The 20721-nt window shown below is 62.4% G+C and carries 13 protein-coding genes and 1 tRNA gene; 10 read left to right on the forward strand and 4 right to left on the reverse strand.

Annotated features, from left to right (window positions below):
* The first annotated feature begins 2 nt into the window (after positions 1–2).
* The 8 genes from glgA to B015_RS0106825 all read left to right on the forward strand — a co-directional run bounded on the left by glgA (position 3) and on the right by B015_RS0106825 (position 12246).
* Positions 3–1448, forward strand: a complete 1446-nt coding sequence (gene glgA, locus B015_RS0106790; protein ID WP_018426921.1) for a glycogen synthase GlgA — start codon at positions 3–5, stop codon at positions 1446–1448.
* The gene (locus B015_RS0106795; RefSeq protein WP_018426922.1) at positions 1449–3077 is read left to right on the forward strand and encodes an alpha-D-glucose phosphate-specific phosphoglucomutase; all 1629 of its coding nucleotides are present in this window, start codon (positions 1449–1451) and stop codon (positions 3075–3077) included.
* Positions 3077–5101 carry a glycogen debranching protein GlgX gene (gene glgX, locus B015_RS0106800; protein WP_018426923.1) on the forward strand — a complete coding sequence of 675 codons (2025 nt, stop codon included), beginning with the start codon at positions 3077–3079 and terminating at the stop codon, positions 5099–5101. The genes B015_RS0106795 and glgX overlap by 1 nt, the downstream gene beginning before the upstream one ends.
* A 2-nt stretch (positions 5102–5103) precedes the next feature.
* Positions 5104–6741 (forward strand): alpha-glucosidase family protein, encoded by a 1638-nt coding sequence (locus tag B015_RS0106805; RefSeq protein WP_018426924.1) that lies wholly within the window; start codon positions 5104–5106, stop codon positions 6739–6741.
* Between the two features lie 190 nt (positions 6742–6931).
* Positions 6932–8524 carry a peptide ABC transporter substrate-binding protein gene (locus B015_RS0106810; RefSeq protein WP_026226977.1) on the forward strand — a complete coding sequence of 531 codons (1593 nt, stop codon included), beginning with the start codon at positions 6932–6934 and terminating at the stop codon, positions 8522–8524.
* A gap of 69 nt (positions 8525–8593) precedes the next feature.
* Positions 8594–9517: an ABC transporter permease subunit gene (locus tag B015_RS0106815; protein ID WP_026226978.1), complete on the forward strand. Its 924-nt coding sequence runs from the start codon at positions 8594–8596 to the stop codon at positions 9515–9517.
* On the forward strand, positions 9510–10628 hold the full coding sequence (locus B015_RS0106820; RefSeq protein ID WP_018426927.1) for an ABC transporter permease subunit: 1119 nt from the start codon (positions 9510–9512) through the stop codon (positions 10626–10628). The genes B015_RS0106815 and B015_RS0106820 overlap by 8 nt, the downstream gene beginning before the upstream one ends.
* Before the next feature lies 1 nt (position 10629).
* Positions 10630–12246 (forward strand): ABC transporter ATP-binding protein, encoded by a 1617-nt coding sequence (locus B015_RS0106825; RefSeq protein ID WP_018426928.1) that lies wholly within the window; start codon positions 10630–10632, stop codon positions 12244–12246.
* 73 nt (positions 12247–12319) lie between these two features.
* Here the strand turns inward: B015_RS0106825 and B015_RS0106830 are convergent, their stop codons facing one another.
* The 3 genes from B015_RS0106830 to B015_RS0106840 form a co-directional block, all read right to left on the reverse strand.
* The gene (locus B015_RS0106830) at positions 12320–14077 is read right to left on the reverse strand and encodes a TadG family pilus assembly protein (protein WP_018426929.1); all 1758 of its coding nucleotides are present in this window, start codon (positions 14075–14077) and stop codon (positions 12320–12322) included.
* Positions 14078–14692 carry a TadE/TadG family type IV pilus assembly protein gene (locus tag B015_RS30565; RefSeq protein ID WP_343122970.1) on the reverse strand — a complete coding sequence of 205 codons (615 nt, stop codon included), beginning with the start codon at positions 14690–14692 and terminating at the stop codon, positions 14078–14080.
* 409 nt (positions 14693–15101) lie between these two features.
* Positions 15102–15178, reverse strand: a tRNA-Pro gene (locus B015_RS0106840).
* Between the two features lie 204 nt (positions 15179–15382).
* Here B015_RS0106840 and B015_RS0106845 point away from each other — a divergent pair.
* The gene (locus B015_RS0106845; RefSeq protein ID WP_018426931.1) at positions 15383–16903 is read left to right on the forward strand and encodes a phosphomannomutase/phosphoglucomutase; all 1521 of its coding nucleotides are present in this window, start codon (positions 15383–15385) and stop codon (positions 16901–16903) included.
* 11 nt (positions 16904–16914) lie between these two features.
* On the forward strand, positions 16915–19155 hold the full coding sequence (locus B015_RS0106850) for a mannose-1-phosphate guanylyltransferase/mannose-6-phosphate isomerase (RefSeq protein ID WP_026226981.1): 2241 nt from the start codon (positions 16915–16917) through the stop codon (positions 19153–19155).
* Positions 19156–19244: 89 nt separating this feature from the next.
* Here B015_RS0106850 and betB read toward each other — a convergent pair whose 3' ends face one another.
* A complete protein-coding gene (gene betB / locus B015_RS0106855) occupies positions 19245–20708 on the reverse strand; it encodes a betaine-aldehyde dehydrogenase (RefSeq protein WP_018426933.1) in 1464 nt (487 codons plus the stop codon).
* Positions 20709–20721: the final 13 nt, after the last annotated feature.

Consider the following 20721-nt stretch of genomic DNA (forward strand, 5'->3'; position numbering starts at 1 on the left):
CGGTGCAGGTACTTTCGGTCACGCCCGAGATTTTTCCGCTGATCAAGACCGGCGGGCTGGCCGACGTGACCGGGGCATTGCCGGAAGCACTGGTCGGGCTGGGCGTTCGGATGCGCAGCCTGGTTCCGGGCTATCCTGTGGTGCTGGGCGCGCTCAAGAAAAAGAAGGCGGTGCATCACTATGCGGCGCTGCAGGGCGGCAAGGCGACGGTCCATGCCGCGGAGGTCGCGGGCCTGGACCTGCTTGTGCTCGACGCGCCGCATCTGTTCGACCGACCCGGCGGGCCTTATGGCGACGCCAAGGGCGCCGACTGGCAGGACAATTGGAGGCGTTTCGCGGCCCTTGGGCGGGCTGGCGCCGACATCGCCGCAGGCGCGATCAAGGACTACCAGCCCGATATCGTGCACGCACATGACTGGCAGTCGGCGATGACGCTGGCCTACATGCGTTACGGTGAGGCGTCTGACGTGCCGTCGGTGATGACGGTGCACAATCTCGCCTTCCAGGGCCAGTTCGGCGCCAGCATCTTCGCGGGCCTCGGCCTGCCGCAGCAGGCGATGGCGCTCGACGGCGTCGAATATTACGGTGGTATCGGCTTCCTCAAGGCAGGTTTGCAGGCAGCGTGGGCGATCACAACTGTCAGCCCGACCTATGCGCAGGAAATCCGGTCGCCGGCTTTCGGCATGGGGCTCGACGGGCTCATCAACCTGCGCGCGCCCGACCTGCACGGCATCGTCAACGGCATCGACGACGACATCTGGAACCCCGAGACCGACACGCATCTGGCCGTGAATTATTCGGCGAAAAGCCTGAAGGGGCGCAAGGCCAACAAGCGCGCGATCGAGGAGCGCATGCTGCTGGATAAGGACGAAGGGCCGCTCTATTGCGTGGTCAGCCGCCTGACCTGGCAGAAGGGCATCGATATCCTCTCGGCAATCGTCGATCCAGTGGTGGCCTCAGGCGCCAGGCTGGCGATCCTCGGCTCGGGCGACGCGGGGTTGGAAGGCGCGCTGTTGGCAGCTGCCGCCCGCCATCGCGGCCGTGTCGGCGTCGTCATCGGCTATGATGAGGCGCTGTCTCACCTGCTCCAGGGCGGTGCCGACGGCATCCTGATCCCATCGCGCTTCGAGCCCTGCGGTCTGACCCAGCTCTACGGCCTGCGTTACGGCTGCGTGCCGCTGGTGGCGCGGACCGGCGGCCTGGCTGACACCATCATCGACGCCAATGAGGCGGCGGTTGCGGCGGGCGTTGCGACGGGTGTCCAGTTCGCGCCGGAGGATGCCGGCGCCTTCCACCACGCGATCCTCCGGGCCAATGCGCTCCATGCCGACCCGGCTGCCTGGGCCGCCATCCAAAAGCAGGGGATGAAGTCCGATGTGTCATGGGACCGTAGTGCCCAGAAATACGCCGCACTTTATCGCAAGCTTCTCGCAAAAAGGGCTGCCTGAATGATTCGCACCGTCGCCACCACACCCTACAACGACCAGAAGCCGGGCACGTCGGGCCTGCGCAAGAAGGTGCCCGTCTTCCAGCAGCCGAACTATGTCGAGAACTTCGTTCAGTCGGTGTTCGATGCGCTCGAGGGTTTCGCTGGCAAGACGCTGGTCGTCGGCGGCGACGGCCGCTTCTACAATCGCGAGGTGATCCAGAAGGTGATCGCCATGGCGGTCGCCAACGGCTTCGGTCGCGTGGTGGTGGGGCAGGGCGGCATCCTGTCGACGCCCGCCGCCTCCAACCTGATCCGCAAGCGCAAGGCCTTCGGCGGCCTGATCCTGTCGGCCAGCCACAATCCAGGCGGCCCGCACGAGGATTTCGGCATCAAGTACAATGCCGAGAATGGTGGTCCCGCGCCCGAGAAGCTGACGGATGCGATCTATGCCCGCAGCAAGGTCATCAGCAGCTACAAGATCGCCGACGTGGATGCGGTCGATCTCGACAAGCTGGGTACCTTCGAGGTTGGCGGCATAAAGGTCGAGGTCGTCGACCCCGTGACCGACTACGCCGAGCTGATGGAGAGCCTGTTCGACTTCGACGCGCTACGCGCCTTGTTCAAGTCGGGCTTCCGCATGCGCTTCGACGCCATGCACGCGGTGACAGGACCATACGCCAAGGAAATCCTGGAGCGCCGGCTGGGCGCAGCCAACGGCACCGCCCGCAATTTCGTGCCGCTCGAGGATTTCGGCGGCCACCATCCTGACCCCAATCTGGTGCACGCCAAGCATCTCTATGACGAGATGATGGGGCCGAATGCGCCCGACTTCGGCGCTGCCTCCGATGGCGACGGCGATCGCAACCTGATCATTGGCCGCGGCATCTTCATCACGCCGTCGGATTCTCTGGCGATGCTTGCAGCAAACGCTCATCTCGCGCCGGGCTACAAAGCCGGCCTCAAGGGCATCGCCCGCTCGATGCCGACCAGCGGCGCCGCCGACCGGGTGGCCGAAAAGCTCGGCATCGGAATGTACGAGACGCCGACCGGCTGGAAGTTCTTCGGCAATCTGCTCGATGCCGGCATGGCGACGATCTGCGGCGAGGAGAGTGCCGGCACCGGCTCCGACCATGTCCGCGAGAAGGACGGGCTGTGGGCGGTTCTGCTCTGGCTCAACATCCTGGCTGTGCGCGGCGAAAGCGCCAGGGAGATCGCCGCCAAGCACTGGGCGACCTACGGCCGCAACTACTATTCGCGGCACGACTATGAAGAGGTTGAGACCGATCGCGCCAACGCGTTGGTCGACGAACTCAGGGGCAAGCTCGCCGCGCTGGTGGGCGCCAGCGTTCGCGGCATGAAGATCGCCAGTGCCGACGACTTTGCCTACAACGATCCGGTCGACGGCTCGGTGAGCAAGAACCAGGGCATCCGCATCCTGTTCGAGGGCGGCTCGCGCGTCGTGTTCCGCCTCTCCGGCACCGGCACGTCGGGTGCGACCTTGCGCGTCTACATCGAGCGCTTCGAACCCGACCCGGCACGCCACGATCTCGACACGCAGAAAGCGCTCGCCGACCTGATCCAGGCGGCCGAGGACATCGCCGGCATCCGTGCCCATACCGGCCGCGACAAGCCGAGCGTCATCACCTGATGACAGAAGGCGCGGCTGGATACTGGCCGCGGTTCGGCGCGACCGTAACCGACAGTGGCATTCGCTTTGCCGCATGGTCGGGCACGGCCGAACGCATGTGGGTGTCGATCTTCGACGCCGACGGCAACGCCGAAACCGACCGGCTGCAGCTGCACCGAGAGGATGACGGCGTCTTTGCCCTGTCTGTGCCGGGCCTGAGTGCGGGCACCCGCTACGGTTTTCGTGCCGATGGCCGCTATGCGCCTGAGGACGGGTTCTGGTTTGATCCCGACAAGCTGCTGGTCGATCCATATGCCGTCAGGATCGATCGCGCCTATCGTTACGACTCACGACTGACGGCGCTGCGTGGGAAGGGCGGAGATACCGCCGGGCTGATGCCAAAGGCAGTGGCGGAAACGCAGCCGATGACAGCGGCTGCACTGCCGCTCTGCACGCCGGGTGGCCTTATCTACGAAGTGCCGGTGCGGGCCTTCACCATGCGGCACCCTGATGTGCCGAAGCGACTACGTGGCACGATCCGGGCGCTCGCTCAGCCTGTCATCATCGAGCATTTGCTTAAGCTCGGCGTCTCGACCGTGGAACTGATGCCGGTCACGGCCGTCATGGACGAGCGCCATCTGCCGCCGCTCGGCCTTGCCAATGCCTGGGGCTACAATCCGGTGACCTTCATGGCGCTCGACCCGCGCCTCGCGCCCGGTGGATTGGCCGATCTCCGTGAAACGGTTGCCGCGCTGCATGACGCGGGCATCAGCGTGCTGCTCGATCTCGTTTTCAACCATACGGCCGAAAGCGACGAGCTTGGCCCGACCTTGTCGCTGCGCGGGCTCGACAACGCCGCCTATTATCGCCTGGCTGCCGACGATCCCGGCCGCTACGCCAACGACACCGGCACCGGCAACACCGTCGCTTGCGACCATCCGGTGGCGAAGGATCTGGTCCTCGACAGTCTCCGGCATTTCGTCGGCCATGCGGGCATAGACGGCTTCCGCTTCGACCTTGCCCCGGTTCTCGGCCGGGTCGGCGGCAAGTTCGACGCCAATGCGCCGCTGCTTCAGGCGATGCGCGACGATCCTGTGATCGGCGACCGCGTGTTGATCGCTGAGCCCTGGGACATCGGCCACAACGGCTATCGGCTCGGTGGTTTTCCGCAGGAGTTTCTTGAATGGAACGATCGCTACCGCGACGACGTCAGGCGTTTCTGGCGCGGCGACCGCGGCACTGTCGGCGCGCTGGCGACCCGGCTTGCCGGCTCATCCGATATTTTCGGCAGCGGGCCGGTCACACGCACGGTCAATTTCATTGCCGCCCATGACGGGATGACGCTCGCCGATCTCGTCCGCTACGAGCGTAAGCACAATGAGGCCAATGGCGAGCACAACCATGACGGCCACAACGAGAATTTCTCCTGGAACAATGGCGTCGAGGGCGAAAGCAGTGATCGCGAGACAGCGGCCGAACGGGAGGTCGACATGCGCGCCCTGCTGGCCACGCTGTTCGCCTCGCGAGGCACGATCATGCTGACTGCCGGCGACGAGTTCGGCCGCAGTCACCACGGCAACAACAACGCCTATGCCCAGGATAATGAGCTGACCTGGCTTGACTGGGCCGAGCGCGACGTTGGCCTGGAAGACTTCGTGGCAGTGCTTTCCAGATTGAGGTGGGAAACACCTGCTTTTCAGGACCTGGGGTTCCTTCAGGGGGCGGCGCGCAGCGGTGCGCCGGTCGCAGATATCGAATGGTTGACCGAAGCGGGGCGGCCGATGAACGACGCCAACTGGCATGAGCCCGACCGGCATCGGCTGGCCATGCTGCTTGGCAACGGGACACGTGAAGGCGGCCGGTTGGCGGTCCTGTTCAACGGGGCGAGGCGCATCGCTCCATTCGCATTGCCGCTACGCGATGGATTTGCATGGCAGCAGACATCTGACGGTTCCTGGCCTGTGGCGGAAAACATCACAGTGCCAGGCCGCAGTGTCTGCTTCATGCGTGAATTGCCGGTGACCGGTCGGGAAAAGGGACAGTGAGCATGGCCAAGGGCAAGTCTGACGTCGACCAATGGTGGCGTGGCTGCGTCATCTACCAGATCTATCCACGCTCCTATCAGGACAGCACCGGCGACGGCAGCGGCGATCTTGCCGGCATCACCGGCCGTCTGCCTTATATAGCTTCGCTTGGCGTCGATGCAGTGTGGCTGTCGCCCTTCTTCAAGTCACCGATGGCCGACATGGGCTACGACGTCTCCGATTATTGCGACGTCGATCCGATGTTCGGAACGCTCGCCGATTTCGACGCCATGATCGCCGAGGCCCACCGCCTTGGGCTCAAGGTGATGATCGACCAGGTGCTGTCGCATTCGTCCGACAAACACCCGTGGTTTGTCGAGAGCCGCGCCAGCCGGAACAATCCCAGGGCCGACTGGTATGTCTGGGCCGAACCGAAGCCAGATGGAACCGCGCCCAACAACTGGATGTCGATCTTCGGCGGGCCGGCCTGGGAATGGGATTCGACCCGCCGACAGTATTATCTGCACAACTTCCTCGCCTCGCAGCCTGACCTCAACTTCCACAATCCCGAGGTGCAGGCCGCACTGCTCGATACCGTGCGCTTCTGGCTCGAGCGCGGCGTCGACGGCTTCCGGCTCGACACGGTAAACTTCTACGTCCACGATAAGTGGCTGCGAGACAATCCGCCGCTGGAAAAGAGTGTTTCCGGCGAGATCGACGAGAAAAACCCCTACGAATATCAAGACCACCTGTTCGACAAGACGCGGCCCGAGAACCTCGAATTCCTCAAGCGTTTCCGAGCTTTGCTCGACAAATACGGCGCGCGCGCCTCGGTCGGCGAGGTGGGCGACGGGGAGCGCTCGTTGCAGACGGTGGCGAGCTACACCTCAGGCGGCGACAAGCTCGACATGTGCTACACCTTCGACATGCTCGGGCCGAAATTCTCGGCCGAGCATGTCCACCAATGCATCGCCGATTTCGAGAAAGCCGTCACCGACGGCTGGGTGTGCTGGGCGTTTTCCAACCATGACGTGGTCCGCCATGTCACCCGCTGGACGCGGCCTGGCGGCGACCCGGAGGCGATGGCGAAATTCTCGATCGCGCTGCTCGCCTGCCTGCGCGGCTCGATCTGCATCTATCAGGGCGAGGAGCTCGGCTTCGGCGAGGCGGAGCTCGCCTTCGCGGATCTGCGCGATCCCTACGGCATCCGCTTCTGGCCGGGATTCAAGGGGCGCGATGGTTGCCGCACGCCGATGGTGTGGGAGGCACAGGCCGAACAGGGCGGCTTCTCCGACGGCAAGCCGTGGCTGCCCATACCGACGGAACATCGCGCGCTGGCGGTCGACAGGCAGGATCGCGCCGAAGGTTCCGTGCTCTCGCACTACCGGGCCGTGCTGGCAGCGCGACAGCTGCATCTGCCGCTTGCCCACGGCTCGATCAGGCTGCTCGAAGCGAAGGACGACGTGCTGGCTTTCGTTCGCGAGGCGGAAGGTGAACAGTTGCTCTGCGTCTTCAATTTTGCAGATGCCGCTGCTTTCTGGGCGGTTCCCGACGAACTCGGCGAGGTCGTGCCGGTCGGTTTTCCCCAGGCCGGAACCGATGTCGAGACGGGGCGCATCCCCCTGATGCCGCTGGGGTACTTTATCGGTCGCTTGGTTTGAACCTGCTTAAGTTGACTTTAGGTGAGCATGAGTCGTGTTGAAATAAAAATTCGTCGCGAATAGTGTCAGCCACCGCTGGCGGTAGGGAGCCGCTGGCCCGCTCAACGAAACCGGGAATTCCGGCATTCGGGCGCTAACCAGGCGAGGCCGTGTTTTACGGGGAACACGCCTAATTGGGAGATGGAAACTCATGCTTAAAAACATGCTGAAAGCGACTGTGTTCGCTACGACGCTTGCATTGACGGCGGGCGCGCTGTCGATGCCTGCCTTCGCGGAGGTCGTCTACAATCGCGGCAATTCGGCCGATCCGGAGTCGCTTGATCCGCACAAGACCTCGACTGTCTATGAAGCTCACATCCTGCGCGACCTGTTCGAAGGTCTGGTGATGCAGGACAAGGATGCCGAGATCATTCCGGGCGCGGCCGAGAGCTGGACCGTTTCTGATGACGGCACCGTCTATACCTTCAAGCTGCGTCAGGGCGGCACCTGGTCGGACGGCAGCCCGGTGACGGCTGACGATTTCGTCTACTCGTTCCGCCGCCTGCTCGACCCGGCCACTGCGGCCGAATACGCCTCGATGCTCTACGTCGTGAAGAACGGCGAAGCCGTGAACACCGGCAAGGCCAAGGCCGAAGAGCTCGGCGTCAAGGCTGTCGACGCCAACACCTTCGAGGTCACGCTGAAGTCGGCCACGCCTTACTTCCTCGAGATGCTGACCCACCAGTCCACCTATCCGGTGAACAAGGCTGCGATCGAAAAGCTCGGCGCCGACTGGATCAAGCCGGGCAACCTGGTTTCCAACGGTGCGTTCACGCTGGCCGAGTTCGTCCCGAACGACCACATCAAGCTCGTCAAGAACCCGAAGTTCCATGACGCAGCCAACGTCAAGCTCGACGCCGTCAACTACTTCCCGACGGAAGACCGCTCGACCGCGATCAAGCGGTTCGAGGCCGGCGAGCTCGACTCGAACGACGATATCCCGACCGAGCAGATGGCTGATCTGAAGGCCAAATTCGGCGACCAGCTGCGCATCGGCGCCTATCTCGGCACCTACTACTACGCCATCAAGACCGACAAGGCGCCGTGGGACAATGTCGAGCTGCGCAATGCCGTGTCCATGGCCATCGACCGCGACTTCCTGGCCGAGAAGGTCTGGCAGAACTCGATGCTGCCTGGCTACTCGATGGTGCCTCCTGGTATCGAGGGCTACAAGCCTTCGGTCGCGAAGTTCGCCGAGATGTCGCAGATCGACCGCGAGGACGAAGCCAAGAAGGTCCTCGAGAAGCTCGGCTACGGCCCGGGCAAGCCGCTGAAGATGGAAATCCGCTACAACACATCGGAGAACCACAAGAACACGGCGGTCGCGATCCAGGAACAGCTCAAGCCGCTCGGCATTGAGGTGACCCTGCTCAACACCGACACCAAGACCCACTACGGCCATCTCGAGCAGAAGGGTGACTACGACGTCGCCCGCGCCGGCTGGATCGCCGACTACAAGGATCCGGAAAGCTTCCTCGGCATTTCGCGCAAGGCTTCGGGTAACAACTACTCGAACTACAACAGCCCGGCGTTCGAAGCTGCCATGGACAAGGCTGCTGCCGACGGTGGCAAGCCTGAGGCCCGCATGAAGGACATGGAAGAGGCCGAGCGCATCCTGATCGACGACGTCGGCCAGATCCCGCTGCTCTACTATAGCTACAAGAACCTCGTCTCCCCGAAGATCAAGGGCTTTGACGAGAACGTCATGGACGTGCACCCCTCGCGCTTCGTCAGCAAGGAATAGTCTCGGTAGCGCCGCCATCCCCTGCAAAGGGGGTGGCGGATCCGACTTACTTGCGAAGGCGTAGGTCCAATGTTTCTATATGTATTCCGGCGGCTATTGACCGCCATTCCGACGATGTTCGTCATCGTCACGCTGGCCTTTTTCCTGATCCGTGTCGCGCCAGGCGGCCCCTTCAACCAGGAACGTGGCCTCAGCCCCGAAATCAAAGCAAACCTTGAAGCGCAGTTCGGTCTCAACGACCCGCTCTGGCTTCAGTATGGCAACTACCTGAAGAACCTGCTGCACGGCAATTTCGGCCCGAGCTACAACCTGCCCGACTTCACGGTCACAGAGCTGTTTGCCAAGGGTCTTCCGATCTCCATCCAGCTTGGCGCTTCGGCTCTGGTTCTGGCGCTGATGATCGGCACCGTGCTCGGCGTGATCGCCGCGCTCAACCAGAACAAGCTTGGCGACTATTCGGTCATTGCAGTGGCGACGGCCGGTAGCACCATCCCTACCTTTGTCGTGGCTCCCGTCATTCAGCTGCTGTTCGGACTGACCTGGATGCTGTTGCCGATCGGTGGCTGGGGTGATGGTGCGTTGATCAACAAGATCGGCCCGATCATCACGCTGTCATTGCCGCAGATTGCCATCGTCGCCCGTCTGATGCGTGGTTCGATGATCGAGTCCCTGCGCTCCAATCACATCCGCACCGCAAGGGCCCTTGGCCTTTCCGACTGGTCGGTCGTGGTCAAGCATGCATTGCGCGGCGCTATCCTTCCCATCGTGTCCTATGCCGGACCGGCGGCAGCGGCATTGCTGACCGGGTCGATCATCGTCGAGACGATCTTCGCCATTCCCGGCATTGGCCGCTACTTCGTCGATGCGGCGCTCAACCGCGACTACACGCTCGTCATGGGCACGGTCGTCGTGATCGCCCTGTTTACGATCTTGTTCAACCTGATCGTCGACGTCCTCTACGCCTTCTTCGATCCGAGGGTGCGCTATGACTGATACAACTATCGCGGCGCCCGTCGTCGGGCGCTCGCTTTGGGGCGATGCGTGGGCACGCCTCAAGGCAAACAAGGCTGCCATGTTCAGCCTGTTCTACTTGATCGCCATAGCCGTGGTTTGCGTGGTGGGCCCATTTTTCGTGCCGCACCAGTACACCACGATCTATTCGGACTATGTGCGCACGCCGCCAAGCCTGTCGGCATATCCGAAGCCGGATATGATCGAGACTGCCTTGAACGACGTGGTCAAGCGCATGCGCGTCGATCTCAAGGAATGGAAACAGGAAGACGAGCGTGTGTTCATGACGCTTGTTTCGACCAAGCCCATCGATGAGCGGAACATCCGTTACATCGACCGTTCCGACACATTCGACGACGGCAAGTTGGAGAACAAGTCGGCCGACGGCCTGTCGATGGTCGTCAGCGCTTCGATCAAGCAGCAGTATTTCTTCTTCGGCACCGACAATGTCGGCAGAGACCAGCTCTCACGCACCTTGATGGCAGGGCGTATCTCACTGGCCATCGGCTTGCTCGCCGGCTTCGTCGCAGTGGTGATTGGCGTGGTCTACGGGGCGACCGCCGGCTTCATGGGCGGCAAGACCGATGAAGTGATGATGCGCATCGTCGATGTGCTCTATTCGCTGCCCTTCATCTTCTTCGTCATCATGCTGGTCGTCTTCTTCGGGCGAAATTTCGTGCTGATGTTCCTGGCCGTGGGCGCTGTCCTATGGCTAGACATGGCGCGCATCGTGCGAGGACAGGCGCTGTCGATCCGGCGTCAAGAATATGTGCAGGCGGCCGAGGCGCTCGGTGTCCGCTCGCGGGGCATCGTCCAGCGGCACGTCATCCCCAACCTGCTCGGGCCTGTTGTCATCTACATGACACTGCTGGTTCCGCAGGTCATCATCCTCGAGAGCTTCCTGTCGTTCCTGGGCCTTGGCGTCCAGGAGCCGATGACGAGCTGGGGCGTGCTCATTTCCGTCGGCGCAAAGAACATCGGCACGGCCAACTGGCTGCTCCTGTTCCCCGCGTTTTTCCTTGTCTCGACGCTGTTCGCGCTGAATTTCATCGGCGACGGACTTCGCGATGCGCTCGATCCGAAGGACAGGTGAGATGGCTGGAGAAACAATCCTTTCGGTAAAGGACCTGCGCGTCCGCTTCCGCACGCTTGATGGCGCGGTGGAAGCGGTCAAGGGCATCAACCTCAACGTCGGTGCCGGTGAGGCCGTTGCCGTTGTGGGCGAGTCCGGCTCGGGCAAGAGCCAGACGATGATGGCGGCGATGAACCTGCTCGCCTCAAACGGCGAGGCGACGGGGGCTGTGGAGTATCGTGGCAAGAACCTGCTTGGTCTGCCCAAGTCGGAACTTAACAAGATCCGCGGTCGCAAGATCAGCATGATCTTCCAGGAGCCGATGACCTCGCTCGATCCGCTCTACACGATCGGCAACCAGCTGATGGAGCCGATCCGGCGCCATCAGGGCCTCGACGCCAGGGCGGCCCGCGCCGAGGCGCTCAGGCTGCTCGAACTGGTCAAGATTCCGGATCCGGAGCGGCGCCTGAGGTCCTATCCGCACGAGATGTCGGGTGGCCAGCGCCAGCGTGTCATGATTGCCATGGCGCTTGCCAACAATCCCGACATCCTGATCGCGGACGAGCCGACGACCGCACTCGACGTCACCATCCAGGCGCAAATCCTGGTGCTGCTGGCCGAGCTGCAGCGCAAGCTCGGCATGGCCATCGTCTTCATCACCCATGACCTTGGCATCGTCCGTCGCTTCGCCGACCGGGTTTATGTCATGCGCTCGGGTGAGGTGGTGGAGGAAGGCCAGGCCGACGAGCTTTTTGCCAACCCGCAGCACGACTACACCAAGATGCTGCTGGCGGCAGAGCCGACAGGCCGGAAGGCGCCGCCGCCAGACGATGCGCCGATCCTTCTGGAAGGGCGCAACGTCGAGGTAGAGTTCAAGATCGGTGGCGGCTTCCTCTCCGGTCCGCCAATGCTGCTCAAGGCGGTCGACCGTATCTCGGTATCACTGAAGCGATGCCAGACCATCGGCATCGTCGGCGAGTCTGGTTCGGGCAAGTCGACACTTGGCCGCGCGCTGTTGAGGCTGTTGCCGAGCGAGGGGACGATCCGCTTCGGCAGCAACGACCTGTCCAAGGCGGGTCGCAGCGAAATGCGGCCGCTGCGCCGCGAGTTGCAACTGGTCTTCCAGGACCCGTTCGGCTCGTTGTCGCCGCGTATGACGGTCGGCCAGATCATCACTGAAGGTCTGCTTGTGCACGAGCCGTCGCTTTCTGCCAGGGACCGCGACGCCCGCGCCGTCGAGGCGCTGCGCGAGGTCGGTCTGGATCCGGCGGCGCGCAATCGCTATCCGCACGAGTTCTCGGGCGGTCAGCGTCAGCGCATCGCCATTGCCCGGGCAATGATCCTGAAGCCCAAGGTGGTGGTACTGGACGAACCGACTTCGGCCTTGGACCGCTCGGTGCAGAAGCAGATCGTGGACCTGTTGCGCAAGCTGCAGGCCGACCACGACCTGTCCTACCTGTTCATCAGCCACGATCTTGCCGTCGTGCGGGCGATGTCCGACTACATCATCGTCATGAAGCAGGGAAAGATCGTCGAGGAGGGACTGACAGAGGCCATCTTTGGCGATCCGCGCGAGGCCTATACGAAGACGTTGATGGCAGCTGCCATCGACGAGACCAAGTTCCGCCAGGTGGTCTAGCCGGCGCCTGCTGGCATCTGAAAACGAAAGCGCCAGCGGGTCACCGCTGGCGCTTTTCTTTTCCTGCGAAAGATCAAAGCACGAGGACGGAACGTCCGCACGAGACGCCGTGAACACGGATATCTGCTTCGCCGACCTTTACGCCCAGCAAGGTAAGTACGCTGAAGACCAGATTGTCGACGGGTGCGGTAACGCCTGACAGCAGGTTCGTGACGGCCGTCTTCACGGCTGCTTCCGACGGCAAAAGTATGCCGATGCCCAAGCCCAGGACGCTAACGTCGGCCTTGAGCGTCAGTCCCCCTATCAACGAAGCTGTCAGCGACTGGGCGAGGTTGGAGGTGGAAACCGACTTGATGGTCCGGTTGTCGACTTCGGTTTTGTTGAACGTCAGGGTCTTGGGGGTGGTGTTGCCTATGTCGACATTGGCGCTGCCGCTGACCTCGACCTTGATCAATCCGACTGCGTTGACGTTGACCAGTTCCGCCGGTCTGACTACCGGTTCTTTGGTGAAAATCCTGAGGTCGGCCGGGTTGATTTCGCCAAGCCAGACTTCGGCGATACCGGGCTTTGCCGCTACCGTCACAACAGCGCTGGCCGGCTTGCCGGTGGGACAAGAAACGCTCTTGAGCTGGCCCTCCGCGTAGGCGACCTCGACATACAGGGGCAGTTTGACGGTGGCGCCGAGAACGCCGCCGAGCAAACCGCCGGCACCACCGACCGTGGCTTCTATCTGCAGTCGCGTCTGGGCAGTTCGGATGATCTTGCCGGGCTCGCCTATCGCGAACCAGGTGCCGCCCTGTGGGGGCTCGCCGACCGCCAGATTGAGCTTGACTGCTACCAGGCCGGGAATGCCGGTATTGATATCCGCAGCCACCTGGTTCTTGCCGTTTGCGATGGCTGCGGCGGCCCCGATGATTTCCATCAAGCCAACCTTGGCGTCGAAAGCCGAAGCGCCATGCCCCAGAGCGAGCTTGCCGACCTGGCCAAGGTCGATGAAGTGCGACAGCGGGACTTTCAGGGTGCCTGGAATCTTTGCGCCCAGCAGTTGAGCCAACGCCACGCTGGCATTCTTGTTTTTGGTCGTCGCTGACAATGCCGACACGATCTGCCCGACAGTCGCGTCCGCTGCCAACAGGTCATTATAGGTGCCGGCGGTCACCTTGAGCTCTGTCGCCAGAGCATCCATGAACTGCAGGGCGTTCACGTCGGTTGCCAGCAGGGCGTTGTAGTCCATCGCCTTGAGCGAGAGATTGGTTCCCAACAGTCCACCCAGAAGCGGATTGAGCAGAGCGCTCCGCTGTGTGTCGACGCTGACAAGGCGCGAGCCTATGGAGAATGCCGCTTCCGCGGGGGCGCTGGCGACGGCAGTGGTCACGATCTGGCGCTGGCCGGTGACGAGGTTGGAGAAGTAGATCGTGCCGTCCTTGCGATATGTAACGCGAACCGCATTGTAGGGCGTTGCATCGACGACGAACCGTTTGCCTGCCTCGATCGTCGGGTCCGGTGTGTATCGACCCTTTTCGACCCTTACCTGCGTGTAGCCTGCCATCGTCGGCAGGACGCCGAAATTCGTCGTCAGGCTGACACCGCTCTGCCCGTTGTTGCTGAACACCTTCAGCACGGCAAGATCGGCCTTGGAGATGTTGGCTGCGCCGTAAATGGCGGCCAGGTCGGTAAGCGATTGAGCCTCGCGGCGCTCGACATAGAGCGAGCCTTCGTCGACCGCGAATGCCGCAGCGGCGAGGCCGATGGGCAGGCACAGCGCGAACATTGTCGCGAAGTTGCCCTTGGTCGACCGGCGGAAGCCGCGAAGTTTTTCCACGAAACGCATTCAGATACCCCCCACCCGAATGGTTGAACTGCGGGCGATTGTCTTTTCCGGCAGCGGTAGGAGCGGAAAGAGGTTCCATATCGGAAGCTGGCTTGCGTCGTAGCGGAGCGAGACCACGAATTGTTCGCTGTCCTGGGTGCTGTCTTGGACGTTGACGACGAGCTTGCTTCTGTCGATGAAGATGTAGCCGTCCGCATTGAGATCGATGTAGCGCTGCGCAAGCGTCTTGCGCTCTGTCTGGTCGAGACCCGCAATTGCGGTGCGGGCTGCGTCGGCTGCCATCTGCTGGACGGAGTGCATGGCGCCGAAATAGATGCCGTAGGCAATCATCCCGAAGATCAGCAGGACGAACACCGGCGCGACGATTGCAAATTCGATTGCCGACGTGCCGGAGGTGTTTCGGAAAAAGAGACGGGGATCGGGCGGTCGACTTCGAGGCAGCAATCTGCCCCGATTGCTCCTGGCCTCGATGAGTTCCGTGAATGGCTTGGAAGAGACCGATTCGAGTGGGCGCAACAGCCGCGAGATATGCCGCAGGCGAAGCGTGAAACGCTGCGGTGGCGACGCCGCCATCCTGTAAGATCGTTTGTATGCAAAGTAATTGTATATATTCATGCGCCACCTTCTTGGCAAATGCCAAGATATCTGCAGATTTAAGTCATGTATTGCAAATATCGATAACAGCGTGCGCGCCGAGAATTACCAATTCGCTAATGTGACTTTCGGCGAGGGTCGATGACAAAGGAAAGTTCAAGAAACTGATAACAAACCACGTAAAATGAGTTGCAACTTGAAAGTTAAGTCAGATCCCGGGAAGGAGAGCGAGACGGGGCCGATTGTATGATTGCGGCGACGCTCAATGAACGGGGAGGAAATTGGGCTCTGCAACGATGCAATGCGCGACGGCAGCCGGAACCGGTGCGAATACGTTCAATCGCCACCAGCGTCGATGCGCAGCGCGACAGACCTGAACAGCCCTTCCGATCAGGCTGCTTGCTAAGGTATTAAGATGTCGGGATTTTTCTGGTCGGAGTGGCAGGATTCGAACCTGCGACCCCATCGTCCCGAACGATGTGCGCTACCAGGCTGCGCTACACTCCGTGACCAGTGGGCGGGCTTATAGCTGCCGGTTGGGCGTACTGCAAGCACCAAAGGTTCGGCTGGCGCAATTTTTCGCAAGTCGGTAATCTTGCTGAGCTTTTGCGCCTTTATGCTGCATTTTCGGGAGGGGACAGCGCCTCAATCTTGCGGTAATCGGTTCCGACTAGAGTGTATGCGCAGCCTTTGCGCCGATGGAGTAGAGCAGTGAATATCAAGCCCGTGGGCCATGCAGCTCCCAATACATTCGAATTCGAGACCAAAGCCTTGGTCAAGCCGACGGGATTTCGCGAATATGATGCCCGTTGGTGGTTCGGGCATCCGAGTTCAAGCAAGGAGCCGGAGCTCAATCTGATTGGCGTGCAGGCGCTGGGCATGGGCATCGGTACGCTGATTCGTCGCTTGGGCGCTGGCCCGGACATCGTCACCGGCCACGATTTCCGCTCCTACTCTATGTCGATCAAGCTGGCGCTCGTCTCGGGCATGCTGGCTGCGGGCGCGCGGGTGAAGGACATCGGCTTGGCATTGTCGCCGATGGCCTACTTCGCCCAGTTTGCGCTCGATACGCCGTCGGTCGCCATGGTGACTGCCTCGCACAACGAGAACGGCTGGACCGGCGTGAAGATGGGCGCGCAGCGGCCATTGACCTTCGGCCCGGACGAGATGTCTGCGCTCAGGGAAATTGTGCTCAACGGCGATTTCGAGCTGATCGGCGGCGGCTCCTACGAGTTCGTGCCGGATTTCCGCAAGACCTACATCGACGACCTGGTGGGCGGCAAACGGATCACCCGGAAGCTGAAGGTTGTCGCCGCTTGCGGCAACGGCACGGCGGGTGCGTTTGCACCCGAGGCACTCGAACGCATCGGCTGCGAGGTCATCCCGCTCGATGTCGAGCTCGACCATTCGTTCCCACGCTACAACCCCAACCCCGAGGACATGCAGATGCTGCATGCGATCAGGGACAAGGTGCTGGAGACGGGCGCTGATGTCGGGCTTGGTTTCGATGGTGACGGCGATCGCTGCGGCGTTGTCGACAACGAGGGCAACGAGATCTTCGCCGACAAGGTTGGCGTCATGCTCGCGCGCGACATCTCGGCGCTCTATCCAAACTCGACCTTCGTCGTCGACGTGAAGTCCACGGGCCTGTTCAACACCGACAAGGTGCTGGCCGCCAATGGTGCGAAGACCGACTATTGGAAGACTGGCCATTCCTATCTCAAGCGCCGCGTTGCCGAACTTGGCGCGATCGCCGGCTTCGAGAAATCAGGTCACTTCTTCTTCAACCCGCCAATCGGCCGCGGCTATGACGACGGCATCGTCACGGCGATCGCCGTGTGCCAGATGCTCGATCGCAGCCCCGGCAAGTCGATGGCCGATCTCTATCGCGACCTGCCGCTGACCTATGGCACGCCGACCATGTCGCCACATTGCGATGATGAGCTGAAATACGGCGTCGTCGACAAGGTGGTTGCCGATTTCGAGGCGATGAAGCGCAATGGCGAGACCTTCGCCGGCCAGAAGATCGTCGATCTCATCACCGTCAACGGCGTTCGCGTCGTTGCAGAGGACGGCACCTGGGGGCTGGTGCGTGCTTCATCGAACAAGCCGGAACTGGTCGTGGTGGTGGAAAGCCCGGTTTCATCAGAGCGTCGGCGCGAGATGTTCGAAGCGGTAGATGCGGTGCTCCGGCGCAACCCGTCTGTCGGCGCCTACAATCAGACCTTCTGAGAGGAGCGGGCATGACTGAGAGGATTGTCAGTTTTGTCATGAGCGGCGGCGTGGGCTCCAGGCTCTGGCCGTTGTCTCGCGAGGATAACCCGAAGCAGTTCCATGATCTGTCAGGCGACGGCTCGATGCTGGTCAAGACGCTGAAGCGGCTTGCGGCGCGGGACGAGGGCGAGACCCCGATCTACCTGATCGCCTCCGAGCGTCATGCCGCGCGCGTGCGCGACGACCTTGCCGCAATCGACCTTGCCGGCGGCGGCGCAATCTTCGAGCCGACTGGCCGCAACACCGCGGCAGCCGTAGCTATCGCTGCCCTCCAAACGATCTCGGCCTATGGCGACGGCATCGTGCTGGTCGTGCCGTCGGATCATGAGATTTCGACGCAACGCCAGTTCTGGGAAACCGTTGAGCGTGGCGTGCCGGCAGCTGCAGCCGGCCGCATGGTGGTGTTCGGCATCCGCCCGACTGCACCCGAGACAGGTTACGGCTATATCGAGGCCGGTGCGGAGAGCAGCGGCGTCTCCGACGTGACGCGCTTCGTCGAGAAGCCGGACCTCAAGACCGCCGAAGGCTATCTCGCTGCCGGCAACTTCTTCTGGAACGCCGGTATCTTTCTGTTCAAGGCAAGCGCCATGCGCGACGCTTTCCTGAAGCACCATCAGGAGATCTGGGAGAGGGCCGAGGCGGCGTTCAAGGCGGCGACAAGCGACCTGTCGGGCGTCTACATGCCGCTCGAGCTCTATCAGGGCATTCCGTCCATCTCGATCGACTACGCCATTATGGAGCGCGTCAGTGGCATCGCCATGGTGCCGGCGAGCTTCCGCTGGAACGATCTCGGTTCATGGCAGTCGCTGCTCGACGTCAGTCCCTCCGACAAGGACGGCAATGTCATTGTCGGCGACGTCGTCGCCATCGATTGCGAGAACTCCTATCTGCGCGGCGATGGACGGTTGCTCTCGGCGATCGGGCTCAAGGACGTCGCCATTGTTTCGACCTCGGATGCGACCTTCGTTGCACCGGTCAGCCATAGCCAGAACGTCAAGAAGATCGTCGAGCAGCTTGAAAAGAGCGGCCGTCTCGAGACCAAGTTCACGCCGGCACATGGCCGTGTGATCGCCAACGGCGCCTGGCGCCAGCGCGTGCAGCATTGGCTGATGGATGAAACCTTGCCGCTGTGGTCGACATCGGGTGTCGACGAGCAGTTCGGCGGCTTCTACGAGGCGCTCGGCTTCGATGCCAGGCCTTTGGCAAAGCCCAAGCGCATGCGCACCATGGCGCGCCAGGTCTACGCCTTCGCGGTCGCCAAGCAGCGCGGCTGGGACGGCCGGGCCGACCAGCTCATCGAGCACGGCATACGCTTCATGGCCGGGAGGGGCCGTACCGAACGCGGCGGGTGGGTGCGGACGCTGAACCCCGACGGCAGCGTGCTCGACCCGGTTGAGGACGCCTATGACCATGCCTGCGTGCTCCTGGCGCTGGCTCATGCGCATCGCTCAGGCAACGCCGAGGCGCTGGGTCTCGCCGCCGAAACATTCGCTTTCCTCGACAAGCACCTCGAGGACGAGCGCATGACGGGCTTCATGGAAAGCCCTGATGGCGAGGGCGTGCGGCGCTCCAACCCGCATATGCACCTGCTGGAGGCTTTCCTCGCCTGGCATGCTGTGACGGGCGACCGGGCCTACCTCCGCCGGGCGGCCCGTATCATCGATCTGTTCCGGAGCCACTTCTTCGAGGTGGACAGCTGGACGCTGGGCGAGTTCTTCGACCGCGACTGGCATCCGGCATCAGGTGAGAAGGGTCAGTGGACCGAACCCGGTCACCATTTCGAGTGGGCCTCGCTGCTGGTCGATTTCGCTGACAAGAGCGGCCAGAAAGACCTTGTTGCCTTTGGGCGCAAACTCTATGCCTCGGCTGTCGCCAACGGCCTCAACCGCGCGACGGGGCTGGCTTACGGTGCTGTTTCGCGGCAGGGCCTGCCGCTGGACCGCATCTCGCGCAGCTGGCCGCAGACCGAAGCGATCAAGGCTGCCATTGCTCTCGACGGCACCGGCGGTCCCGACCTCAAACCCGAAATCGAGGCGCGCGTCGGCCGCCTGTTCCGCTGGCACATCGATCCGGCGCCGCAGGGCCTGTGGATCGACCAGATCGACGAGCGCGGCCGCTCGCTGGCCAAGGAAGTGCCGGCCAGCATCTTCTATCACCTGGTGACGGCGCTCACGCAGTATCTCGATAAGACCGAAGACGTCGCGCACTAACTTCGAGCCAACAGAAAGCTGGCCAATTGGCCGGCTTTTGCTATCCAGGCCGAGCAGAGCTTCCAGGCCTCAATCCACTATACCTAGGATCAGTACGGGCTCGCGACGTCGCCTGTCTCGACATAAACAGTCTTGAGTTGCGAGTAATGCTGGAGGGCCGCAAGCGAGTTCTCGCGGCCGATGCCCGACTGCTTGGCGCCGCCGAAGGGGATTTCGACTGGCGTCAGATTGTAGGCGTTGATCCAGCAGGTGCCGGCCTTGAGCTCGCCGATGACGCGGTGTCCACGCACAATGTCTTTGGTGAAGACGCCTGCGGCGAGGCCGAATTCGGTGTCGTTGGCACGCGCGATCGCCTCGTCTTCGCTGTCGAAAGAGAGCACGCTCATCACCGGGCCGAAGATTTCTTCGCGGGCGATGCGCATGTTGTCCTTCACGCCGGTGAAAACGGTCGGTTCAACGAAGAAGCCGCCCTCGAAGCCTTGCAGCGAGGGCGTGCCGCCGCCGCAGCGCAGCTCCGCCCCCTCATTCATGCCGACGGCAATGTAATCAAGAACCTTGTCGTGCTGGACCTTGCTGACCAGCGGGCCCATCTGGGTCTCGGGGTCGAGGGGATCGCCGATGCGGATCGACTTGGTGCGTTCGACCAAACGTTCGACGAACCGATCGTGCAGGCCCTTCTGGACGAAGACCCGCGTGCCATTGGAGCAGACCTGACCGGTCGAGTAGAAATTGCCGAGCATGGCACCGCCGATAGCGTTTTCGAGATCGGCGTCGTCGAAGACGATGATCGGCGACTTGCCGCCGAGTTCCATCGTCGCGTGCTTCATGTGCGAGCCGGCGAGCGACAGCACCTTCTTGCCCGTGGGCACCGAGCCGGTGAGCGAGATCTTGTCGACGATTGGATGCGCGGCGAGGGCCGCGCCGACGTCGCCATAACCCTGGACGACATTGAACAGCCCGTCGGGCAGGCCGGCCTCGGTGTAAATCTCGGCCAGCGCCAGTGCCGAGAGAGGGGTGTTCTCGGAGGGCTTGAACACCATGGCGTTACCCATGGCGAGCGCGGGGGCGGACTTCCAACCGGCGATCTGGATCGGGTAGTTCCAGGCGCCGACGCCGACACAGACGCCGAGCGCCTCGCGCTTGGTGTAGGCGAAAGGACCGCCGAGGTCGACATAGTCGCCGTTAGAGGCTGCGACCGCCCCGGCGAAATATTCGAGGCAGTCGGCGGCGGATGCCGCGTCGGCTACCAGCGTTTCCTGGATCGCCTTGCCGGTGTCGAGGGTCTCCAGCCGGGACAGTTCCTCGTTGCGGGCACGCAGGATGTCGGAAGCACGGCGCAGGATGCGGCCGCGTTCAACGGGCTTCAGGCGGGCCCATGCCTGCTGCGCCTCGCGCGCGGCTTCCAGCGCAAGCTCGACTATGTTTTGCGTTGCCGACCGCAACTCGGCGATGATCTCGCCTGTAGCCGGATAGATGACCGGGATTGGCGCCCCGCGTTCATCATCTATGTAGCGGCCATTGACATAATGCGAGGCTTTGGGCTGGGCGCGCATGCGTTTGCTCCAG

Origin of the sequence: Hoeflea sp. 108 (genome assembly GCF_000372965.1) — a bacterium.
Lineage (GTDB): Bacteria > Pseudomonadota > Alphaproteobacteria > Rhizobiales > Rhizobiaceae > Aminobacter.